At 61.6% G+C, this 17,527-nt stretch carries 15 protein-coding genes; 10 read left to right on the forward strand and 5 right to left on the reverse strand.

Going from position 1 to position 17,527, the window contains the following annotated elements:
- Positions 1 to 7 precede the first annotated feature (7 nt).
- The 4 genes from AC0JZ8_RS16980 to AC0JZ8_RS16995 all read left to right on the forward strand — a co-directional run bounded on the left by AC0JZ8_RS16980 (position 8) and on the right by AC0JZ8_RS16995 (position 4,731).
- Positions 8 to 1,891, forward strand: a complete 1,884-nt coding sequence (locus tag AC0JZ8_RS16980; RefSeq protein ID WP_209900491.1) for an ABC-F family ATP-binding cassette domain-containing protein — start codon at positions 8 to 10, stop codon at positions 1,889 to 1,891.
- A gap of 71 nt (positions 1,892 to 1,962) precedes the next feature.
- Complete coding sequence (locus tag AC0JZ8_RS16985; protein WP_471893002.1) at positions 1,963 to 4,005, forward strand: prolyl oligopeptidase family serine peptidase; 2,043 nt, start codon at positions 1,963 to 1,965, stop codon at positions 4,003 to 4,005.
- Positions 4,006 to 4,075: 70 nt separating this feature from the next.
- Positions 4,076 to 4,339 (forward strand): type II toxin-antitoxin system VapB family antitoxin, encoded by a 264-nt coding sequence (locus AC0JZ8_RS16990; RefSeq protein ID WP_092661886.1) that lies wholly within the window; start codon positions 4,076 to 4,078, stop codon positions 4,337 to 4,339.
- Entirely contained in the window at positions 4,339 to 4,731 is a 393-nt protein-coding gene (locus AC0JZ8_RS16995) for a type II toxin-antitoxin system VapC family toxin (RefSeq protein ID WP_092661884.1), read from the forward strand. The genes AC0JZ8_RS16990 and AC0JZ8_RS16995 overlap by 1 nt, the downstream gene beginning before the upstream one ends.
- Here AC0JZ8_RS16995 and AC0JZ8_RS17000 read toward each other — a convergent pair whose 3' ends face one another.
- Both AC0JZ8_RS17000 and AC0JZ8_RS17005 read right to left on the reverse strand, forming a co-directional pair.
- Positions 4,732 to 5,181, reverse strand: a complete 450-nt coding sequence (locus tag AC0JZ8_RS17000) for a DNA polymerase III subunit chi (RefSeq protein WP_113111088.1) — start codon at positions 5,179 to 5,181, stop codon at positions 4,732 to 4,734.
- Positions 5,181 to 6,674, reverse strand: coding sequence for a leucyl aminopeptidase (locus AC0JZ8_RS17005; RefSeq protein WP_471893003.1), 1,494 nt, complete (start codon positions 6,672 to 6,674; stop codon positions 5,181 to 5,183). Before AC0JZ8_RS17005 ends, AC0JZ8_RS17000 begins: the two co-directional genes overlap by 1 nt.
- A gap of 277 nt (positions 6,675 to 6,951) precedes the next feature.
- Between AC0JZ8_RS17005 and AC0JZ8_RS17010 the strand changes: the two genes are divergently transcribed.
- The 6 genes from AC0JZ8_RS17010 to rsmA all read left to right on the forward strand — a co-directional run bounded on the left by AC0JZ8_RS17010 (position 6,952) and on the right by rsmA (position 14,550).
- Entirely contained in the window at positions 6,952 to 8,133 is a 1,182-nt protein-coding gene (locus tag AC0JZ8_RS17010; protein WP_062453329.1) for an LptF/LptG family permease, read from the forward strand.
- Positions 8,130 to 9,218 (forward strand): LPS export ABC transporter permease LptG, encoded by a 1,089-nt coding sequence (lptG, locus tag AC0JZ8_RS17015; protein WP_062453330.1) that lies wholly within the window; start codon positions 8,130 to 8,132, stop codon positions 9,216 to 9,218. The genes AC0JZ8_RS17010 and lptG overlap by 4 nt, the downstream gene beginning before the upstream one ends.
- Positions 9,218 to 11,551 (forward strand): LPS-assembly protein LptD, encoded by a 2,334-nt coding sequence (locus AC0JZ8_RS17020; protein ID WP_062453331.1) that lies wholly within the window; start codon positions 9,218 to 9,220, stop codon positions 11,549 to 11,551. The genes lptG and AC0JZ8_RS17020 overlap by 1 nt, the downstream gene beginning before the upstream one ends.
- Before the next feature lie 132 nt (positions 11,552 to 11,683).
- Positions 11,684 to 12,646 (forward strand): SurA N-terminal domain-containing protein, encoded by a 963-nt coding sequence (locus tag AC0JZ8_RS17025; RefSeq protein WP_471893004.1) that lies wholly within the window; start codon positions 11,684 to 11,686, stop codon positions 12,644 to 12,646.
- Between the two features lie 27 nt (positions 12,647 to 12,673).
- Positions 12,674 to 13,705, forward strand: a complete 1,032-nt coding sequence (gene pdxA, locus AC0JZ8_RS17030; RefSeq protein ID WP_471893005.1) for a 4-hydroxythreonine-4-phosphate dehydrogenase PdxA — start codon at positions 12,674 to 12,676, stop codon at positions 13,703 to 13,705.
- On the forward strand, positions 13,705 to 14,550 hold the full coding sequence (gene rsmA / locus AC0JZ8_RS17035) for a 16S rRNA (adenine(1518)-N(6)/adenine(1519)-N(6))-dimethyltransferase RsmA (protein WP_209900478.1): 846 nt from the start codon (positions 13,705 to 13,707) through the stop codon (positions 14,548 to 14,550). The genes pdxA and rsmA overlap by 1 nt, the downstream gene beginning before the upstream one ends.
- 79 nt (positions 14,551 to 14,629) lie before the next feature.
- On the opposite strand, the gene gmk is transcribed toward rsmA, so the two are convergent.
- From gmk to mltG, 3 genes are read right to left on the reverse strand one after another with little or no spacing between them, the layout of a single operon-like run.
- Positions 14,630 to 15,319 carry a guanylate kinase gene (gene gmk / locus AC0JZ8_RS17040; RefSeq protein WP_062453334.1) on the reverse strand — a complete coding sequence of 230 codons (690 nt, stop codon included), beginning with the start codon at positions 15,317 to 15,319 and terminating at the stop codon, positions 14,630 to 14,632.
- Between the two features lie 7 nt (positions 15,320 to 15,326).
- The gene (locus AC0JZ8_RS17045) at positions 15,327 to 16,235 is read right to left on the reverse strand and encodes a YicC/YloC family endoribonuclease (RefSeq protein ID WP_471893006.1); all 909 of its coding nucleotides are present in this window, start codon (positions 16,233 to 16,235) and stop codon (positions 15,327 to 15,329) included.
- A gap of 36 nt (positions 16,236 to 16,271) precedes the next feature.
- Positions 16,272 to 17,510 carry an endolytic transglycosylase MltG gene (gene mltG, locus AC0JZ8_RS17050; protein ID WP_471893007.1) on the reverse strand — a complete coding sequence of 413 codons (1,239 nt, stop codon included), beginning with the start codon at positions 17,508 to 17,510 and terminating at the stop codon, positions 16,272 to 16,274.
- Positions 17,511 to 17,527: the final 17 nt, after the last annotated feature.

The raw sequence follows: 17,527 nt of genomic DNA on the forward strand, positions 1-17,527 counted from the left end.
CGCGGCCATGATTACCATTACCGACCTTTCCGCCCGTATTGCCGGGCGCCTTCTCCTCGACCATGCCAGCGTGACGCTGCCCGCCGGCACCAAAGCCGGGCTTGTGGGCCGCAACGGTGCGGGCAAATCGACGCTGTTCAAGCTGATTACCGGCGAGCTCAGCTCGGAGACCGGCTCGGTCTCCTATCCGAAGAGCGCCAAGCTCGGACAGGTGGCTCAGGAAGCGCCCGGCACCGAGGATTCGCTGCTGGAAATCGTGCTCGCCGCCGACAAGGAACGCGCAGCGCTGATGGCCGAGTCGGAGACGGCCACCGATCCGGACAGGATTGCCGACATCCAGATGCGCCTCGTCGACATCGACGCCCATTCGGCGGAAGCGCGCGCCGCCAGCATTCTCGCGGGCCTTGGCTTTTCGCAGGAAGCTCAGCTTCGGCCTGCCTCGTCATTTTCCGGCGGCTGGCGAATGCGTGTGGCGCTTGCTTCGGTTCTGTTTGCCGAGCCGGACCTGCTTTTGCTCGACGAGCCGACCAACTATCTCGATCTTGAAGGCACGCTCTGGCTGGAAGATTACGTGCGCCGCTATCCGCACACCGTCATCGTCATCAGCCATGACCGCGACATGCTCAACAATGCGGTCACGTCGATTGTCCATCTCGACCAGAAGAAGCTTACCTTCTATCGCGGCGGCTATGACCAGTTCGAACGCCAGAAGGCGGAAAACGACGAGCTGCAGACCAAGGCCAAGGTGAAGAACGATGCGGCCCGCAAGCATTTGCAGACCTTCATCGACCGTTTCAAGGCCAAGGCCTCCAAGGCCAAGCAGGCGCAGAGCCGCGTCAAGGCGCTGGAGCGGATGGGAACGGTCGCCTCTGTTATCGAGGATCATGTCCAGCCAATCACCTTCCCCGAGCCCGAAAAGCAACCCGCCTCGCCGATCATCTCGGTGCAGAACGGTGCCGTCGGGTACGAGCCGGGCAAGCCGATCCTCAAGAACATCACGCTCCGGATCGACCATGACGACCGCATCGCCCTGCTTGGCTCGAACGGCAACGGCAAGTCGACCTTCGCCAAGTTCATCGCCGGCCGGCTTGCCGCCGAAAGCGGCGAACTGAAGCTCGCGCCAAGCCTGAAGATCGGCTTCTTCGCACAGCACCAGCTCGACGACCTCGTCCCGGGTGATTCTCCCGTGGAGCACGTGCGCCGCCTGATGCCGTCAGTCCCGGAAGGCAAGGTACGCGCCCGCGTCGCCCAGATGGGGCTTGCGACAGAAAAGATGTCGACGCCTGCAAAGGATCTGTCGGGCGGCGAAAAGGCGCGCCTGCTGATGGGGCTTGCCGCCTTCCACGCGCCCAACCTCCTCATCCTCGACGAGCCGACCAACCATCTGGACATCGACAGCCGAAGAGCCCTGATCGAGGCGCTCAACGACTATCAGGGCGCGGTCATTCTTATCTCCCATGATCGGCATCTGATCGAGGCGACGGTCGATCGTCTCTGGCTCGTCAACAACGGCACGGTGCAAACCTTCGAGGGAGATCTCGAAGAATACCGCGACCTGATTGTCAGTTCCGGTAAAAAAAAAGAAGAAAAACCGCAGCTGATTGACGATGCGGCATCGAAGGTCGAACAGCGCAAGGCGAGCGCGGAAAGGCGTGCCTCGCTCGCCCCGTTGCGCAAAAAGATCAACGATACCGAGGCCTTGACGGCCAAGCTTGAGAAGCTGATTCAGGCGCTTGATAAAGAGCTTGCGGACCCGGCGCTCTATGAAAAGACGCCGGCAAAGGCCGCAAGCAAGGCCAAGGAACGGGGCGAAGCCGCGGCCAAACTCTCGGCTGCCGAAGAGCAATGGCTGATGCTGTCTTCGGAATACGAAGAAGCGATGGTCGGCTGAGTTTCGACATCCCGGTTGCCCCGGCCGGTCTGCATGCCTAGCTAAGTGGCTGCAGCCAGAGGAGGCCTTCGATGGATCTTTATCTCGAAACCGACGACGACGCCCGCACGCTCGCCTTTATCGCCGAGCAGAACGCGATCTCGGCGGACGCCCTGGAAACACCCCAATTCGAAGCGGACCGCGACACGCTGAAGGCGATGTTTGAGCGCGAGGACCGGCTGATCGTGCCGGCGCGGCGCGGACGCTGGCAGTTCGACTTTCATCGCACCAAGGACAATCCGCTCGGTCTCTGGCGCCGACTGCCGGCGACGGAGGAGCCGCGCCACGATGCAGCCTGGGAAACCATTTTCGATTTAGATGCCTTTTGCGTTACCGAAGGCAAGCGCTGGATCTACAGCGGCGCCGTCACCTCCCCTTACGAGCCGACCCGCGTTCTCGTCATCCTGTCCGACGGCGGATCCGACCAGATGCGATTGCTGGAGTTCGACACGGAGGCGAAGGCGGTCGTCGAGGGCGGTTTCGACACACCGGCAGCGCGAGCCCATGCAAGCTGGATCGGCCCGGACGAGATTGCCTATTTCGGCTCGATCGACGAATTCTCCGCCACCCGCTCTGGCTGGCCCCGCGTCGGCCGCCGGCTGAAGCGCGGCATGGATCCGAAAGATGCACCGATCCTGTTCGAGGCAGGCCCGGACGACGTTCAGGCGACCGGCGGGATCATCGATCCACTGTTCTGGAACGGCGGACCGGACGAGAAGCCGATCGAGTTCTTTACCGTCATCCACGAGATCGACCGGATGAGCGTCCATGTCCGCGATAGACAAGGTGCGCTCCGGCGTCTCGATCTGCCCGACAGGATCGATGTCACCGCCAACCATCGCCATCTGCTCTGGCGCGCCAAGAGTGACGAGCGCTATCCGACCGGCAGCCTGATCCTGCAGGATTTTATCCCGTATTCGGATGAGCCGCTGGGTGCTGCCCGTGTTCTCTTTAGCCCTGAACACGGGCAGACCGTCACTCAGTTCACGCTGTTCAAGACCTGGGGCGCATTCGTCGTCAGCGACGTGATGGTGCCGCGGTTATTCCTGATCGACCTCACGAAACCGGATGCGCAGCCGCAGGAACTGCAGCTGCCGTCCACTCTGCAGACCGTCGGATTCCGCACGCTCGATGCCGACCTCACGCGCGGCGAGGAAATCCTGACCGTCATCGGCCAGGGCTTCCTGCAGCCTTACGGGACATGGCGTCTCGACCTGACGGATCGCGCCCGCTTGCCCGATTTGGTTCCGACAGGCGTCTCTCCCGCCTATTTCGATGCGCAAGGGATGCAGTCCGAGCTTCTGCAGGCGACATCGGAAGACGGGACGAAAATCCCCTATCACATCGTCTATCCGAAGACGTGGGAGAAGGGCGAACTGCCGGTCCTGATGTATGGCTATGGTGGTTTCGGCTGGCCGCTTGCTCCCTACTACTCGGGCAATACCGGCGTCTGGCTCGAGCATGGCGGCGCCTATGTACAGGCCTATATCCGCGGCGGCGCGGAATTCGGCCCCGACTGGCACACGGTCGCCAAGGGCAAGGGCCGTCACAAGGCGTTCGAGGATTTCGTCGCAGTCTCCCGCGATCTTGTCGCACGTGGCATCACAAAACCGTCGCGCATCGCCTGCCATGGCGGCAGCAATGGCGGTCTTCTGACCGCGGTCATGGCAACCCGTTACCCGGAAGACTTCGGCGCGATCTGGACCTCGGTCCCCGTCATCGACATGTCGCGTTTCCACGTCTTCCCAGCCGGCAAGGCCTGGATGGACGAATACGGCAACCCTGACGTCGCGGAAGAGCTTGCCGCGATGCTGACCTATTCGCCGCTCCACAATATCGACCCCGCGGCTGAGGTGACCTATCCGCCGATCTACATCGAAAGCTCGACCAACGACGACCGCGTGCATCCATCGCATGCCCGCCGTTTCGCCAAGCGGCTGATCGATGCCGGGCATAGGCCTCTGTTTCACGAATACGGCTCCGGCGGTCACGGCGGCGCCGGCGATACGCTTGAACAGGCCGCGCGATTGGCGATGGGCTACAGTTTCCTGCGCGAAACGATCATGAAAGCGTGAGCGGTAGCCATCGGTTGTGCCAAATCCGCGGATACACTATCGTTCGTTCGCAACCCCGTGAGGCATGACCATGACGCTTCATATCACCGACCCGGTTCTCGATGCGCTTGCCGAACGGGCGCAGAAAATTCTGAATGCTCCGAGCAAGGAGGATGCGGTCCGGCAGGCGCTGATTCGCGTGGTGGGAACGCCTTCAGGAGAGACAACTGCCGTGCCGGACGAGAATACGCGTCGGGAAAGACTTGAGGCCATTCGCAAACGCTATCTGGCAATGGGTAAGCCCAATCCTGATTTCGACGAAAAGAAATTCCTCGATGACATGTGGGAGAGCTGATGTTTCTGGAAACATCAGCTCTGGTTGAATATTTCATCGGCGGCCCCGATTACGAGCGCGTTGCAAGAGCCTTGGATCGGAGGGAAACGCCCTTCTGTACGTCGCCAACGGTGCTTTTTGAGGCCGCTACCGTGCTTGCCAGCAAGAGGAGCATCCCGGTTCAGGATGCCGCTGCGCTCGTGCACGATCTTCTTGCAGAACTGAATGTCGAGGTTCTGTCTGCCACGAGAGACACCGCTTCGATCGCCATCGACGCCTTCGCCCGTTACGGCAAGGGCCGCCATCCGGCAAAGCTCAATTTCGGGGATTGCTTTTCCTATGCCGGTGCGCGCCAGTCCGGACTGCCGCTTCTCTACGTCGGCGGAGATTTTGCGCGGACCGACCTTGCCTGATCAGGCCTTCTTCACCCAACGTCCCTCGGGTGATTGCTGCCAGTAGGTCAGCGCATGTCCATCGCCCTTCAGCTTCTTCCACTGAGCGCGCGCGCCTTCCAGCTGGAGCTGGTCGTAGCCATCGAACATGAAGACGACGCGCTCATAGGGGTCGAGCGGCGGCGGCTCGGCGCCGTCGACAACGAAACGTACGGTAGCGGAATTCTGGTTCTCTGCCGTCGCGGTCAGCAGAACCGGTTGCTCCTGCGGCATCGGCGCTGCATCGGTGCCGTGCGGCAAAAAACTGTCATCGCGAAACGTCCACAAATGTGCGTCGAGAAAATCCCGACGCACGTCTTCGGCTGTCTGAACGACCACCTTCCAGCCGCGCTCGACGCTCTTTTCGAGAAGCGCCGGCAGCGCATCCTCGAGCTTCGATTCGGTCAGGTGATAGAACAGAACTTCGGTCATCAGTTCTCGTAGTTCTTGCGGACGAGTTCGTCCAGCAGGCGCACGCCGTAGCCGGATGCCCAGGACTGGTTGATCTCGTTCTGCGGCGAGTTGAGCGCCGTTGCCGCGATGTCGAGATGCGCCCAGGGCGTATCGCCGACGAAACGCTTGAGGAACTGCGCCGCGGTGATCGAGCCGGCCTGCCTGCCGCCGCTGTTCTTCATGTCGGCAAAGCGGCTGTCGATCATCTTGTCGTAGTCCTTGGAAAGCGGCATGCGCCAAAGCTTTTCGCCGCTTGTCTCGCCCGCCTGTGTCAGTTCGTCCGCCAGCGCGTCATCGTTGGAAAACAGTCCGGCATGGAGGTTGCCGAGTGCGACAACGATGGCGCCGGTCAGCGTCGCGAGATCGATCATGAAGCGCGGCTTGAAGCGTTCCTTGCAGTACCAGAGCGCATCGCCCAGCACGAGACGGCCTTCCGCATCGGTATTGACGATCTCGATCGTCTGGCCGGACATCGAGGTGACGATATCGCCGGGTCTCTGGGCGTTGCCGTCAGGCATGTTTTCGACCAGGCCGATAATGCCGATGACGTTCGCCTTGGCTTTGCGGGCGGCGAGCGTGTGCATCAGGCCGGTCACGGCGGCAGCTCCGCCCATGTCGCCCTTCATGTCTTCCATGCCGAGGCTCGGCTTGATCGAGATGCCGCCCGTATCGAACACGACGCCCTTGCCGACAAAGGCGACCGGCTGATCTCCCGGCGTGCCGCCGTTCCAGGTCATGATCGCCAGCCGCGGCGGCCGGGAAGAGCCCTGGGCGACGCCGAGCAGAGCGCCCATGCCAAGTTCCGTCATCTCGGTTTCGGTCAGGATCTCCACGTCAACGCCGAGCGATTCCAGATCCTTCGCCTTCTGCGCAAACTCGATCGGTCCGAGCACGTTGGGCGGCAGATTGACCAGGTCGCGGGCAAGAATCACACCCTCGGCAATGGCCTTCGCCGAGACGAATTGCTCAGTCGCCGCATCGGCTTTTGCCGTGACGATGGTGACGGTCACCGTCTTCGGCGACTTGTCCTCGTCGTCGTCCTTCTTCTTGGTCTTGTAGGTATCGAACTTGTAGGCGCGCAGCAGCATGCCGGTCGCGAAATCCGCAGCTTCGGCCGCGCCGACGTCGGCACCGGGTGCATCGAGGAACACCGTCACCTTCTCCATCGTCTTGACCGCAGCGGCCGCGGCGCCACCCGCCTTCAGCCAGTCGTAGGCTGTCAGCTTGTCGGCCTTGCCGAGACCCAGCACGATAAGCCGATCGGCCTTCGATCCGGCCGGGGCCAGAATATCAAGCGTCGACAACGCCTTGCCTTTGAACTTGGCGATGGCCGCCGCCCTTACCGCAACAGCCTGCGGATCGACTTCGGCGACACCGGCGGCTACGGCATCTCCCGAAAGCTTGAGCTGAATCGCAAGTCCTCCATCGATGACGGCGGAGGCGGAAAAGGCGATATCGAATTTCATGGACATTACAGCTCCAGGCATTGTGGTACGGAAGAAAGGCCCGATCTTCACCCTTTCGGTCGCGAACGCAAGCGCGCAGGATCGAACTTCTCGCCTTCCTAAAGCCAGTATTGCTGTCCAATCCACTGTTTCCAAATGTCACAACGCCGAAGAAAACCGGGGTTGCCAACATTTTGTGACAGGGGCCCTGTCGCAATGCCGTTCCCAATCGCTTAGATAGGCGCGGCTACCATCGATCGAATGCGGGACGAAAGCCCCTTAGGACCTGAGGCATAATGCGGGAATGAAGCTTCTCGAACTCTACATATTGCGCCGAATCCTGCAGATGTTCCTGGTGGCACTCGTTCCGGTGCTCACGATCATCTGGACGATTCAGGTGCTCGGCCGCATCAACCTGGTCACCGACACCGGCCAGTCGATGGGCTCGTTCATGCAGCTCGCAAGCTATATCCTGCCGACCATCATTCCGGTTGTCCTGCCCTTCGCCTTTGTCATCGGCATCACCCAGACGCTGACGGCGATGAACAACGATTCGGAACTGCCTGTGATCGACGCGGCCGGTGCGGCCCGCAGCATCATCTACAAGCCGGTGATCCTGCTCGCGGTCGCGCTCAGCCTCGTCTCCTTCACCATCACCAATTTCATCGAACCCAAATCACGGCTCGGCGCGCGCGAAATGGTCGCAGCTGCCTATGCTGACCTTCTATCTTCCGTGATCGAGGAAAAGACCTTTCGCAGCATCGAGGACGGGCTTTACGTCCAGATCTCCGAGCGCCATTCAGGCCGGGTGCTGAAAGGCCTTTTCATCGTCGATTACCGCGATCCGAATTTCGGCCTGATCTATTATGCCCGCGAAGGATCGGTCGATCCTGGCGGCACATCGCTTACCATGCGCGATGGCGAAGTGCATCGCAAAGGCCCGGACGGCCGGATCTCGATCGTCAAGTTCGCGTCCTATGCGTTCGATCTGTCAGCGATGACCCAATCGGATGAGGGCGGCCTGCCGCTTTACTCCGGCGACCGGCCGCTGAGCTTCCTGCTCAACCCCGACAAGACCGATCCCGCCTATCAGAAAAAGCCCGAGAGCTTCCGCAGCGAACTGCATCGTCGCCTGTCCGACTGGCTGTTCCCGATCACCTTCGCGCTGGTGTCTCTGCTTGTCGCCGGCAACACGCGGTCGCACCGGTCGGCACGGCTGCATCCGATGATCTATGTGCTGCTTTTCGCCTTCCTGCTGCGCTGGCTGGGCTTCTCGGCCACCAATCTGACGGAACGCAACGCGGCCTACGTGCCGCTGGTCTACGCGATTCCGCTGGTGACCTGCCTGGTGACGGGCTTCATGCTGGCCACCAACCGGCAGATCCAGATGCCTCGCCTGTTCAGCCGCAGCATCACGAAAGCGACAACCGTCGTGCAGAAGCGCTTGTCGCCGACGGGACGCGGAACCACGGGAGAAGTGAAATGATCTTCTCCACTCTCGGCCGCTATTTCTTCAAGCGCTATATCAGCACCGCATTCTGGTTCCTGCTCGGTGTCAGCGCCATTATCTTTCTCGCCGATTTCAGCGAAACGAGCCGTCGCCTCTCGGGGCTCAACGGCTACAGCCTCTACGGCGCGCTGGCGATGACGGCGTTGCGCGTGCCGCAGATCCTGCAGCAGGCCATCCCGACGCTGAGCCTGTTTATCGGCATGACGGTGCTGATCGCGCTTAACCGTCGCTACGAACTGGTCGTCACCCGTGCAGCCGGAATTTCCGTCTGGCAGTTCGTCGCACCTTTCATTGTCGGATCGTTTCTGCTCGGTCTCTTCACGCTGTTCGTCGTCAACCCGATCGGCGCCTGGGGCCAGCGCGAATCAATCTCGCTCGAGACCACGTGGCGGCAGGCCAGCAACAAGTCCAAGTCGTCCAAGTTCGTGCCGTGGATCCGCCAGCTGTCCGGCGACGAAGACGTGATCATCGGCGCCAAGACCTATCGCGAGAGCGGTACCGAGCTCCTCGACGTGGTGGTTTTCCACTTCGACAAGGACGACGTCATCACCATGCGGCAGGACGCCAAGACCGCTAAGTTGGAAGATGGTTACTGGCTTCTTAACGACGTTCTGGAGAATCGGCCGGGCGAAATTCCGACCCGTCTCGAGACGGCACAGGTCAAAACCAATTTGAGACGCGAGTATCTTCAGGAGAGCCTTGCTCAGCCGGAAACCGTTGCGTTTCTTGGTCTTTCCCGAAAGATCGAGATAGGCAAATCCTTTGGAATCTCGACAAAGGCGCTGGAAACCCAGTTTCACTCCCTGCTTTCACTGCCGCTGCTGCTCGTCGCCATGACGATGATTGCGGCAACAGTGTCGTTAAAATTCAGTCGCTTCGCACAGTCCAGGTCGATGATTCTGGGTGGAATAGTTTCGGGCTTCGTGCTTTATGTCGTCTCGGTGCTTGTGAAGGCATTCGGGAGCAGCGGGGCGATTCCTCCTTTCGTGGCGGTCTGGATTCCAGTCGTCGTCGCGACTGCCCTGGGCGCTACGATCTTGCTTCATCAGGAGGATGGCTAGTGGCGGTAAGTAACCGCGGAAATATCAGTCGGCTCGCCGCCGCCCTGCTGACCGGTGTGTCTGTATGTGTCTCTGGCGTCGCTGCATTGACGGGCGGCGCGTATGCGCAGGGCCTCGTGCCGGCTGCTGAAGACGGTGCGAAGATGCTTCTGCGCGCCAACGAACTGACCTACAATCAGGACAACAAGCGCGTCACCGCGACCGGTGGCGTCCAGATCTATTACAACCGTTACCGCATGGTCGCGCAGCGCGTTGAATATGATCAGAACACCGGCCGCGTCATGGCGACCGGCAATATCGAGTTCATTGAACCGTCGGGCAGCCGCGTCTACGCGGAAGAGCTCGACGTGACCGACGATTTCGGCCAGGGCTTCATCAATGCCCTGCGCGTGGAAACCACTGACAATACCCGCCTTGCGGCTGAAAGCGCCGAGCGCCAGACCGGCGATATCATGGTGCTCAACAACACCGTGTACACCGCCTGCCTTCCATGCGCCGCCACACCCGGCAAGGCGCCTCTTTGGCAAGTCAAGGCGCAGCGCGTCATTCGCAACGGACAGAAGCATACGATTCGCCTCGAGAATGCACAGTTCGAGTTGTTCGGCTTTTCGCTTGGAAAACTGCCCTTCCCGATCGAGGTTCCCGACGAGACTGTCGAGCGCAAGTCCGGCGTGCTGTTTCCGAAGTTCATCGTCAGCGACAACCTCGGGTTCGGCGTCACCGTCCCCTATTACCATGTCTTCTCGCCAAGCATGGATGCGACGATCAGCCCGACCTACTATTCGAGCCAGGGACTTCTGGTCGAAGGCGAAGTGCGCAACCGGTTCGACAACGGCGACCACACGTTCCGTTTTGCCGGCATCGATCAGCGCGATCCCGGCTCGTTCGACGCTGGCACAAGCGACCGCGAGCAGAACAGCCGCTTCATGGCCGCCTCCAAGGGCGAGTTCCAGATCAACCCGCGCTGGGCCTTCGGCTGGAACGTCATGGCCCAGACGGACGCGAACTTCTCGCGGACCTACAGCCTGACCGATGTCAGCCAGGATACGTTCACCAACGACGTCTACCTGACCGGCCTTGGCAAGCGTAACTATTTCGACCTGCACGCCTACTATTTCGACGTCCAGGACAATGGCACGTCGAACACGCTCGAGCGCCAGCAGGCGATCGCCTATCCGTCGTTGGACTACCAGTATATCGCGCCCGAATCGGTGTACGGCGGTGAGCTTTCGTTCAACGCCAACCTGACCAACCTGTCGCGTCGCGAAGAGGATTCCTACTTCGAGGGCACCACATACCGCTTCCCTGGTCTCGAAGGCGATTACGCCCGCGTGACGACCGAAGCCGAATGGAAGCGCACCTACACGACATCGGGCGGCCTGCTGCTGACGCCGCTGTTTGCAGCACGCGCCGATGGCATCCGCCACGATGTGTCCAATCCGAACTTTGCCTATGACGGCAATCTGGAGCCGAACGGTACGAACGGCCGATACATGCTGACGGCTGGCCTCGAGGCCCGCTATCCGTTCCTGATCACCAGCGAAAACAGCAGCCACATCATCGAGCCGATCGCGCAGATCTATGCGCGTCCGGACGAACAGATGTCCGGCGGCCTTCCCAACGAGGATGCGCAGAGCTTCGTGTTCGATGCCACTTCGCTGTTCGAACGGGACAAGTTCTCCGGCTACGACCGTGTCGAAGGCGGCACCCGTGCCAATGTTGGCTTCCGCTATACCGGCTCGTTCAACAACGGCATCGGCGTGCGCGGCATCTTCGGCCAGTCCTACCAGATTGCCGGCGAGAATTCCTTTGCCAGCGACGATCTTGTTCAGGCCGGGGCCAATTCGGGCCTCGAAACATCGCGATCCGATTACGTCGCCATGGCGGCGATCGACCTGCCGCAGGGCTTCTCGCTTTCCAACAACGTGCGGCTCGATGAAAAGTCGCTCGATATCCGTCGCACCGATACAGCGTTCAGCTATTCCACACCGCGGGTCAGCGGCAAGCTGATCTACACTAAGGTCGATGCGCAGGACGAGTACGGCGACAGCGACGCGACGGACGTGCTGAAGAACAGCATGTCGCTCCGGGTCAACGAAAACTGGTCGCTGGCCGGTTCCGCCACGTGGGACCTGACAGACAGTTCGCTCATCCGGCGCGGCGTCGGTATCAGCTACGCCGACGAGTGCACGATCTTCACGCTTGCCTATACCGACAAGCCTTCGGAAGCCGATGCGAACGACTGGACGATCAGTGCGCGCCTGAGTTTCCGCACGCTTGGCGACGTCAATATCGGCACGACCAAGGATTACGATCAAACCTTCCGTTACTGAGATCGGTAACGGAAGAATCGTCATGGTTTTGCCGCAACGATTGTGCAATCGGACGCCAATCGGCTAGTATGGCGGCCGAAAGCGCGCAAAGTCGCGCGACAAGTGCCCGGGCGGAAAAAAGGGATTGGTTTCATGTTTGCAATGACCGCGACACGCAAGATCGTGCTGGCAGTCTCCGTGCTCGCCGCGACCACGGTCGCCACGCCGGTGATGACACCAATCGTGGCAATGGCACAGTCGACGAGCGGCGTCGCAGCCGTCGTCAACCGGTCGGCGATCACCACCGCCGACGTTGCCCGCCGTTCGGCCTTCATGCGCCTTCAGCGCCAGAAGCCGAGCAACAAGGTCGCTCTCGATCAGCTGATCGACGAAACGCTGAAGCGCCAGGAAATCTCGCGCGTCAAGATGTCCGTCAGCACCGACGACGTCGATCGTTCGTTTGCCCGCTTCGCGCAGGGCAACAAGATGACGCCCGAGCAGTTGAGCAGCGTGCTCAATCAGGCCGGCGTCACACCGGACCATTTCAAGGCCTATATCGCCGTGCAGATGAGCTGGCCGCGCCTGGTCAACGCCCGTTACGGCGGCGGTCGTCAGCGCATGTCGACCGACCAGCTTGTTACCCGCATGATGGAAAACAAGCAGAAGCCCGTCACCACCGAATATTTCCTGAAACAGGTGATCTTCGTTGTTCCCGCGGCAAAGCGGAACGCCATCCTCAACAAGCGCAAGGCGGAAGCCGACGCGTCGAGGTCGCGGTTCCCCGGCTGCGCCGAAGCTAAAACCTTTGCAGCCACGATGCTGGACGTTTCCATCCGTGATCTGGGCCGCGTGCTTGCGCCGGATTTGCCGGAAGACTGGAAGCCGCTGATCGAGAAGTCCTCCGGCAACACGACCGGCACGCGCGTTACCGAGCGTGGCGTCGAGTTCCTGGCGATCTGCGAGCAGCGTCAGGTTTCCGACGACGTGGCGGCCGAAGCCGTGTTCCGCGCCGAGGATCTCGGCAAGGCTGAAAAGTCCGGTGAAGACCCGAACAGCAAGAAGTACATGGACGATCTGCGCGCCAAGGCCCAGATCGATTACATCCAGAAGTCGTAAAGCCCAAAGGGCCTGAACGGAGACCGCATGCCTTTTGATCGTCCGCTCGCGCTGACCCAGGGCGATCCTGCCGGCATTGGTCCAGACATCACGCTCGCCGCATGGACGGCGAGACGGACACACGGCATTGCGCCGTTTCTCTTCCTCGGCGACCCGGCGGTACTTGCATCGCGCGCGGCCCTGCTTGGCCTCGACGTTGCGATCCGTGAAACCGACGCGGACGGCGCCGTTTCGATCTTCGAAGACGCGATTCCCGTTCTGCCGATCCCGGCCGGAGCCGAAGTCGCCGCCGGCGAGCCGCATGTCGCCACCGCCCGTGGGACGATCGAGGCGATCGAGACCGCCGTGTCGCTGTCGTTTGCGGGAAAGACGCTCGGCGTCGTCACCAATCCGATTGCCAAGTCCGTTCTATACCAGGCCGGCTTCGGCTTTCCCGGCCATACGGAATTCCTGGCGGACCTTGCGCACAAGCATACCGGCAGGCCCGTGCGCCCCGTCATGCTGCTGGCCGGACCGAAGCTGCGCGCCATCCCCGTCACGATCCACATTCCGCTCAAGGACATTCCGGCGGCGCTCACCGAAACGCTAATCCTTGAAACCTGCCGCGTGACCCATCACGACCTGAAAGTCCGGTTCGGCATCGACCAGCCGCGCATCGCGATTGCCGGTCTCAATCCGCATGCGGGCGAAGACGGCACGATGGGCACCGAAGAACGCGACATCATCCATCCGGCCATCGTCAAGCTGCGCGCAGACGGCATCAACGCCTTCGGGCCGCTGCCGGCTGATACGATGTTTCATGACGAAGCCCGCGGCCGCTACGACGTGGCAATCTGCATGTATCACGATCAGGCGCTGATCCCGGCCAAGGCGCTGGGTTTTGACACATCCGTCAACGTCACGCTCGGCTTGCCCTTCATCCGGACCTCTCCCGACCACGGCACGGCCTTCGGCATCGCCGGCAAGGGTGTCGCCCGCGAGACGAGCCTGGTCGAGGCAATCCGGCTTGCAGGCGCCATGGCTGGAACAATGACACAGAGCCTTGCGGGGCGCATCTGATGGCGACGCTCGATGGGCTGCCGCCGCTGCGTGACGTCGTCCAGCGTCATGGACTGGATGCCAAGAAATCACTTGGCCAAAACTTTCTGTTCGATCTCAACCTCACCCAGAAGATCGCCCGCGCGGCCGGACCGCTTGAGGACGTGACCGTATTCGAGGTTGGGCCGGGTCCCGGCGGCCTTACCCGCGCCATCCTATCGCTCGGCGCCAAGAAGGTGATCGCCATCGAGCGCGACGCCCGCGCGCTTCCAGTGCTTGCAGAAATCGCGGACCACTATCCGGGACGGCTTGAGGTCATCGAGGGCGACGCGCTGCAGATCGATTTCGCCGCGCTCGCGGCCGAGAAGGCTGCCGGTGGACCGGTCAAGATCATCGCCAACCTGCCCTACAATATCGGCACGCAACTGCTGCTGAACTGGCTTCTGCCTGAGGACAAGACCTGGCCGCCATTCTGGCAGAGCCTGACGCTGATGTTCCAGAGGGAAGTGGGTCTGCGGATCGTTGCCGACCAAGAAGACGACCACTACGGCCGCCTCGGCGTCCTCGCGGGCTGGCGCACCGATCCCCACATGATGTTCGACGTGCCGCCTCAGGCCTTTTCGCCACCACCCAAGGTGACATCGACTGTCGTACATCTGATCCCGCGCGCCAATCCCCTGCCCTGCGATGTCTCCAAGCTGGAACGCGTCACCCACGCTGCCTTCGGCCAACGCCGCAAGATGCTGCGCCAGAGCCTCAAACCGGTTGGTGGAGAAGCCCTGCTCGCCAAAGCCGGCATCGACCCGCAACGCCGCGCCGAAACGCTGTCGGTGGAAGAGTTCGTGAAACTGGCAAATCTGCTCTGAAGGGCGTCACCTATCGCTTGGCGCGATGGGGCCACCTCGACTTGTGGGCGCGACGAACGCGCGCCCTTCCAACCAAAACCTAAAGCGTTGGCTCTTCCGTCAGGAGGTTGCTCACGAACTCGAACAGGCCGTGCCTGCGGTCGCGGCGGACGCGTTCGGCGTTGACGATGCAGCTGACGTTGTGGAAGGCTTCGTCGAGATCGTCGTTGACGATGACGTAGTCGTATTCGCGCCAGCGCTCGATTTCCGAGCGGGAATTGGCAAGCCGGGTGCGGATCACGTCTTCGCTGTCTTCGGCGCGGCGGTGCAGGCGTGACTGCAGCTCGGTCATGGTTGGCGGCAGCACGAAGATCGAGACGACGTCCGCCTTCATCTTTTCCTGCAGCTGAAGTGCGCCTTGCCAGTCGATGTCGAACAGCATGTCGCGTCCCTCGGCCATCGCCTTTTCGACCGGCTCGCGCGGCGTGCCGTAGAAATTGCCATGCACCTCGGCCCATTCCAGGAGGTCGTCGGCATCGCGCATGCGCTCGAACTGCGGCACGGTGATAAAGTGGTAATGGGTGTCGGCGATCTCGCTCGGGCGCTTGGCGCGGGTGGTGACACTGACCGAAATCTCGAGGCTGTGGTCGCCGCGCAAGAGATTGCCGGCGATGGTGGACTTGCCGGCGCCTGACGGCGACGACAGGACCAGCATCAATCCCCGGCGCGCGATCGTCGTCTTCATCTTCGAGGGCGACGAGGTTTTCGGTGTCGAGGGGGCCGGGCTCATGGTCGTGTCACTCCAGATTCTGAACCTGTTCGCGGAACTGGTCGATCACGACTTTCAGTTCCAGTCCTGCTGCCGTTACAGCAGCGGCGTTGGATTTGGAACAGATCGTATTCGATTCCCGGTTAAATTCCTGTGCAAGGAAGTCGAGACGGCGCCCGGCAGGCCCGCCCGTCTGCAGAAGCTCGCGGGCTGCGACGACATGGGCCTTCAGCCGGTCGATCTCTTCGCGCAGATCGGCGCGGGTCGCAAGCAGTGCTGCCTCGCCATAAAGCCTGTCGCGGTCGAGGGTCGGCGCCTCCGCCATCAAGGCGGCGAGCTGCGTGGAAAGCTTCTTGGCAATCTCTTCCGGCGAGCGGGACGGGTCCTTCTCCACCAGGGTCGTCAGTTCGGCGATGCGGTCCACATGGCGGGTGAGAATGTCCCGCAGTGCCGACCCTTCGTGCTCGCGCATCTCTTCAAGTTTGAAAAGCGCGTCGCCGAGACAGTTCAGGATGGCGGCGTCGCGCGCCGTCACCGCCTGTTCGTCATCCTCGGCCTCGCGGATCTCGACGAGACCACGGATGCCAAGCAACGTGTCGAGACGCAGCGGTGCCGAATCGACCAGATCGCCCAGTTCAGCACGGAGCGCCATCACGGCGGCCAGTGCATCGCGGTTCAGCACCGCTTCCACCTTTGCGTCGTCGGTCGAGAGCGACAGCGCCACCTGCAGATTGCCGCGAGAAAACCGTTCGGAAATCCGCTTGCGGACATCCTGCTCAAGACGATCAAGGCCGGAGGGCAGCCGCAATCGCATGTCGAGCCCCTTGCCGTTGACCGAGCGCAGTTCCCAGGCAAAGCGATTGCGGCCGCTTGTTCCTTCGCTGCGAGCAAAGCCGGTCATCGACTGCAGGGATTTCGGGTTAGACGGCAGGCTCATACGCTTCTCCGGACTGCCTTCCCCAGAGGCAAGGCGTCAGTTGCTTTTCGGTGGCTTTTCGGCGTCGTCGCCATCCGGCTGGCCATCGACCACTTCTTCACCGCGGGCTGCCGCATTGCCGGTTGACCGTTCGGCCTCGATCCGGCGCCAGCGACGTACGTTGGCATTGTGCTCTTCCAGTGTGGCTGCAAACACGTGCCCGCCTGTGCCGTCTGCCACGAAATAGAGATCGTTGGTGCGCCACGGATTGGCAACCGCCTCGAGTGCGGCGCGGCCGGGGTTGGAGATCGGCGTCGGCGGCAGGCCCTTGATCTGATAGGTATTGTAGGGCGTCTGCTTGGTCAGATCGGACTTGTAGATCGGCCGATCGGACGGTTTGCCCTCACCGCCGAAGATGCCGTAGACAATGGTCGGGTCAGACTGCAGCCGCATCCCCTTGTTCAGCCGGTTGATGAAGACCGAGGCGACATGGGCGCGCTCGTCGTCCTTGCCGGTTTCCTTCTCGACGATCGAGGCCAGCACCACGAACTCTGCCTTGGTCTTGACCGGCAGGTCGGGGTCGCGCTTCTCCCAGATCTGGTCGATCGTCTTCTGCTGAGCGGCGTGCATCTGCGAGAGGATTTCCGACCTCTTGGTGCCGCGCGAGAACTTGTAGGTATCGGGCCGCAGGCTGCCTTCGGCGGGAAGCTCCGCCGGCATATCGCCTTCCAGCACCGCATCCTCGTTGAGACGCAGCATCATCTGGCGCACGGTCAGGCCTTCCGGGAAGACGACGGAATAGAGGATGGACTTGCCGGAGATCAGCGTCTCCATCACGTCCTTCATCGAAGCCCTCGCCTTGATGTCGTATTCGCCGGCCTTCAGCGTCTCGCCGCCGCGCAGATAGGTCGCGGTCACGTAGCGGAACACGCGCGCGTCGGACACGACGCCGTTGCGCTCGAGATTGTTGGCAATCTCCGCCAGGCCGTTACCGGGACGGACCATGAAGTGGGCGTTCGTTTCCAGCGGGCCCGGATCCTGAAACGTCCGGATCATGTAATACAGGCCGCCGATCACCACGATGCAGACGAGCACGACCATGGTCATGACGAAGTTCAGGAAGATCACCAGCTGGCTGCGCGCCTTCTTGGAGCGACGCGGCGGTTCCGGCACTCGTTCGGGCTTCAGGGCCTCGTTCGGCGATTTCGGAATGATCGGACCTCGGTTTCCACCGGTGCCATTGCCGCCATGGCCGTTTCCACTGCCATAACCCGGCTGATCATTCGATGAATTCATGTCGCTCAACCGTTTCC

This window comes from Velazquezella soli (assembly GCF_977018685.1).

Coding starts and splice junctions, on each gene's coding strand:
- AC0JZ8_RS16980 (WP_209900491.1), top strand. CDS start 8: ATGATTACCATTACCGACCTTTCCGCCCGTATTGCCGGGCGCCTTCTC.
- AC0JZ8_RS16985 (WP_471893002.1), top strand. CDS start 1,963: ATGGATCTTTATCTCGAAACCGACGACGACGCCCGCACGCTCGCCTTT.
- AC0JZ8_RS16990 (WP_092661886.1), top strand. CDS start 4,076: ATGACGCTTCATATCACCGACCCGGTTCTCGATGCGCTTGCCGAACGG.
- AC0JZ8_RS16995 (WP_092661884.1), top strand. CDS start 4,339: ATGTTTCTGGAAACATCAGCTCTGGTTGAATATTTCATCGGCGGCCCC.
- AC0JZ8_RS17000 (WP_113111088.1), bottom strand. CDS start 5,181: ATGACCGAAGTTCTGTTCTATCACCTGACCGAATCGAAGCTCGAGGAT.
- AC0JZ8_RS17005 (WP_471893003.1), bottom strand. CDS start 6,674: ATGTCCATGAAATTCGATATCGCCTTTTCCGCCTCCGCCGTCATCGAT.
- AC0JZ8_RS17010 (WP_062453329.1), top strand. CDS start 6,952: ATGAAGCTTCTCGAACTCTACATATTGCGCCGAATCCTGCAGATGTTC.
- lptG (WP_062453330.1), top strand. CDS start 8,130: ATGATCTTCTCCACTCTCGGCCGCTATTTCTTCAAGCGCTATATCAGC.
- AC0JZ8_RS17025 (WP_471893004.1), top strand. CDS start 11,684: ATGTTTGCAATGACCGCGACACGCAAGATCGTGCTGGCAGTCTCCGTG.
- pdxA (WP_471893005.1), top strand. CDS start 12,674: ATGCCTTTTGATCGTCCGCTCGCGCTGACCCAGGGCGATCCTGCCGGC.
- rsmA (WP_209900478.1), top strand. CDS start 13,705: ATGGCGACGCTCGATGGGCTGCCGCCGCTGCGTGACGTCGTCCAGCGT.
- gmk (WP_062453334.1), bottom strand. CDS start 15,319: ATGAGCCCGGCCCCCTCGACACCGAAAACCTCGTCGCCCTCGAAGATG.
- AC0JZ8_RS17045 (WP_471893006.1), bottom strand. CDS start 16,235: ATGAGCCTGCCGTCTAACCCGAAATCCCTGCAGTCGATGACCGGCTTT.
- mltG (WP_471893007.1), bottom strand. CDS start 17,510: ATGAATTCATCGAATGATCAGCCGGGTTATGGCAGTGGAAACGGCCAT.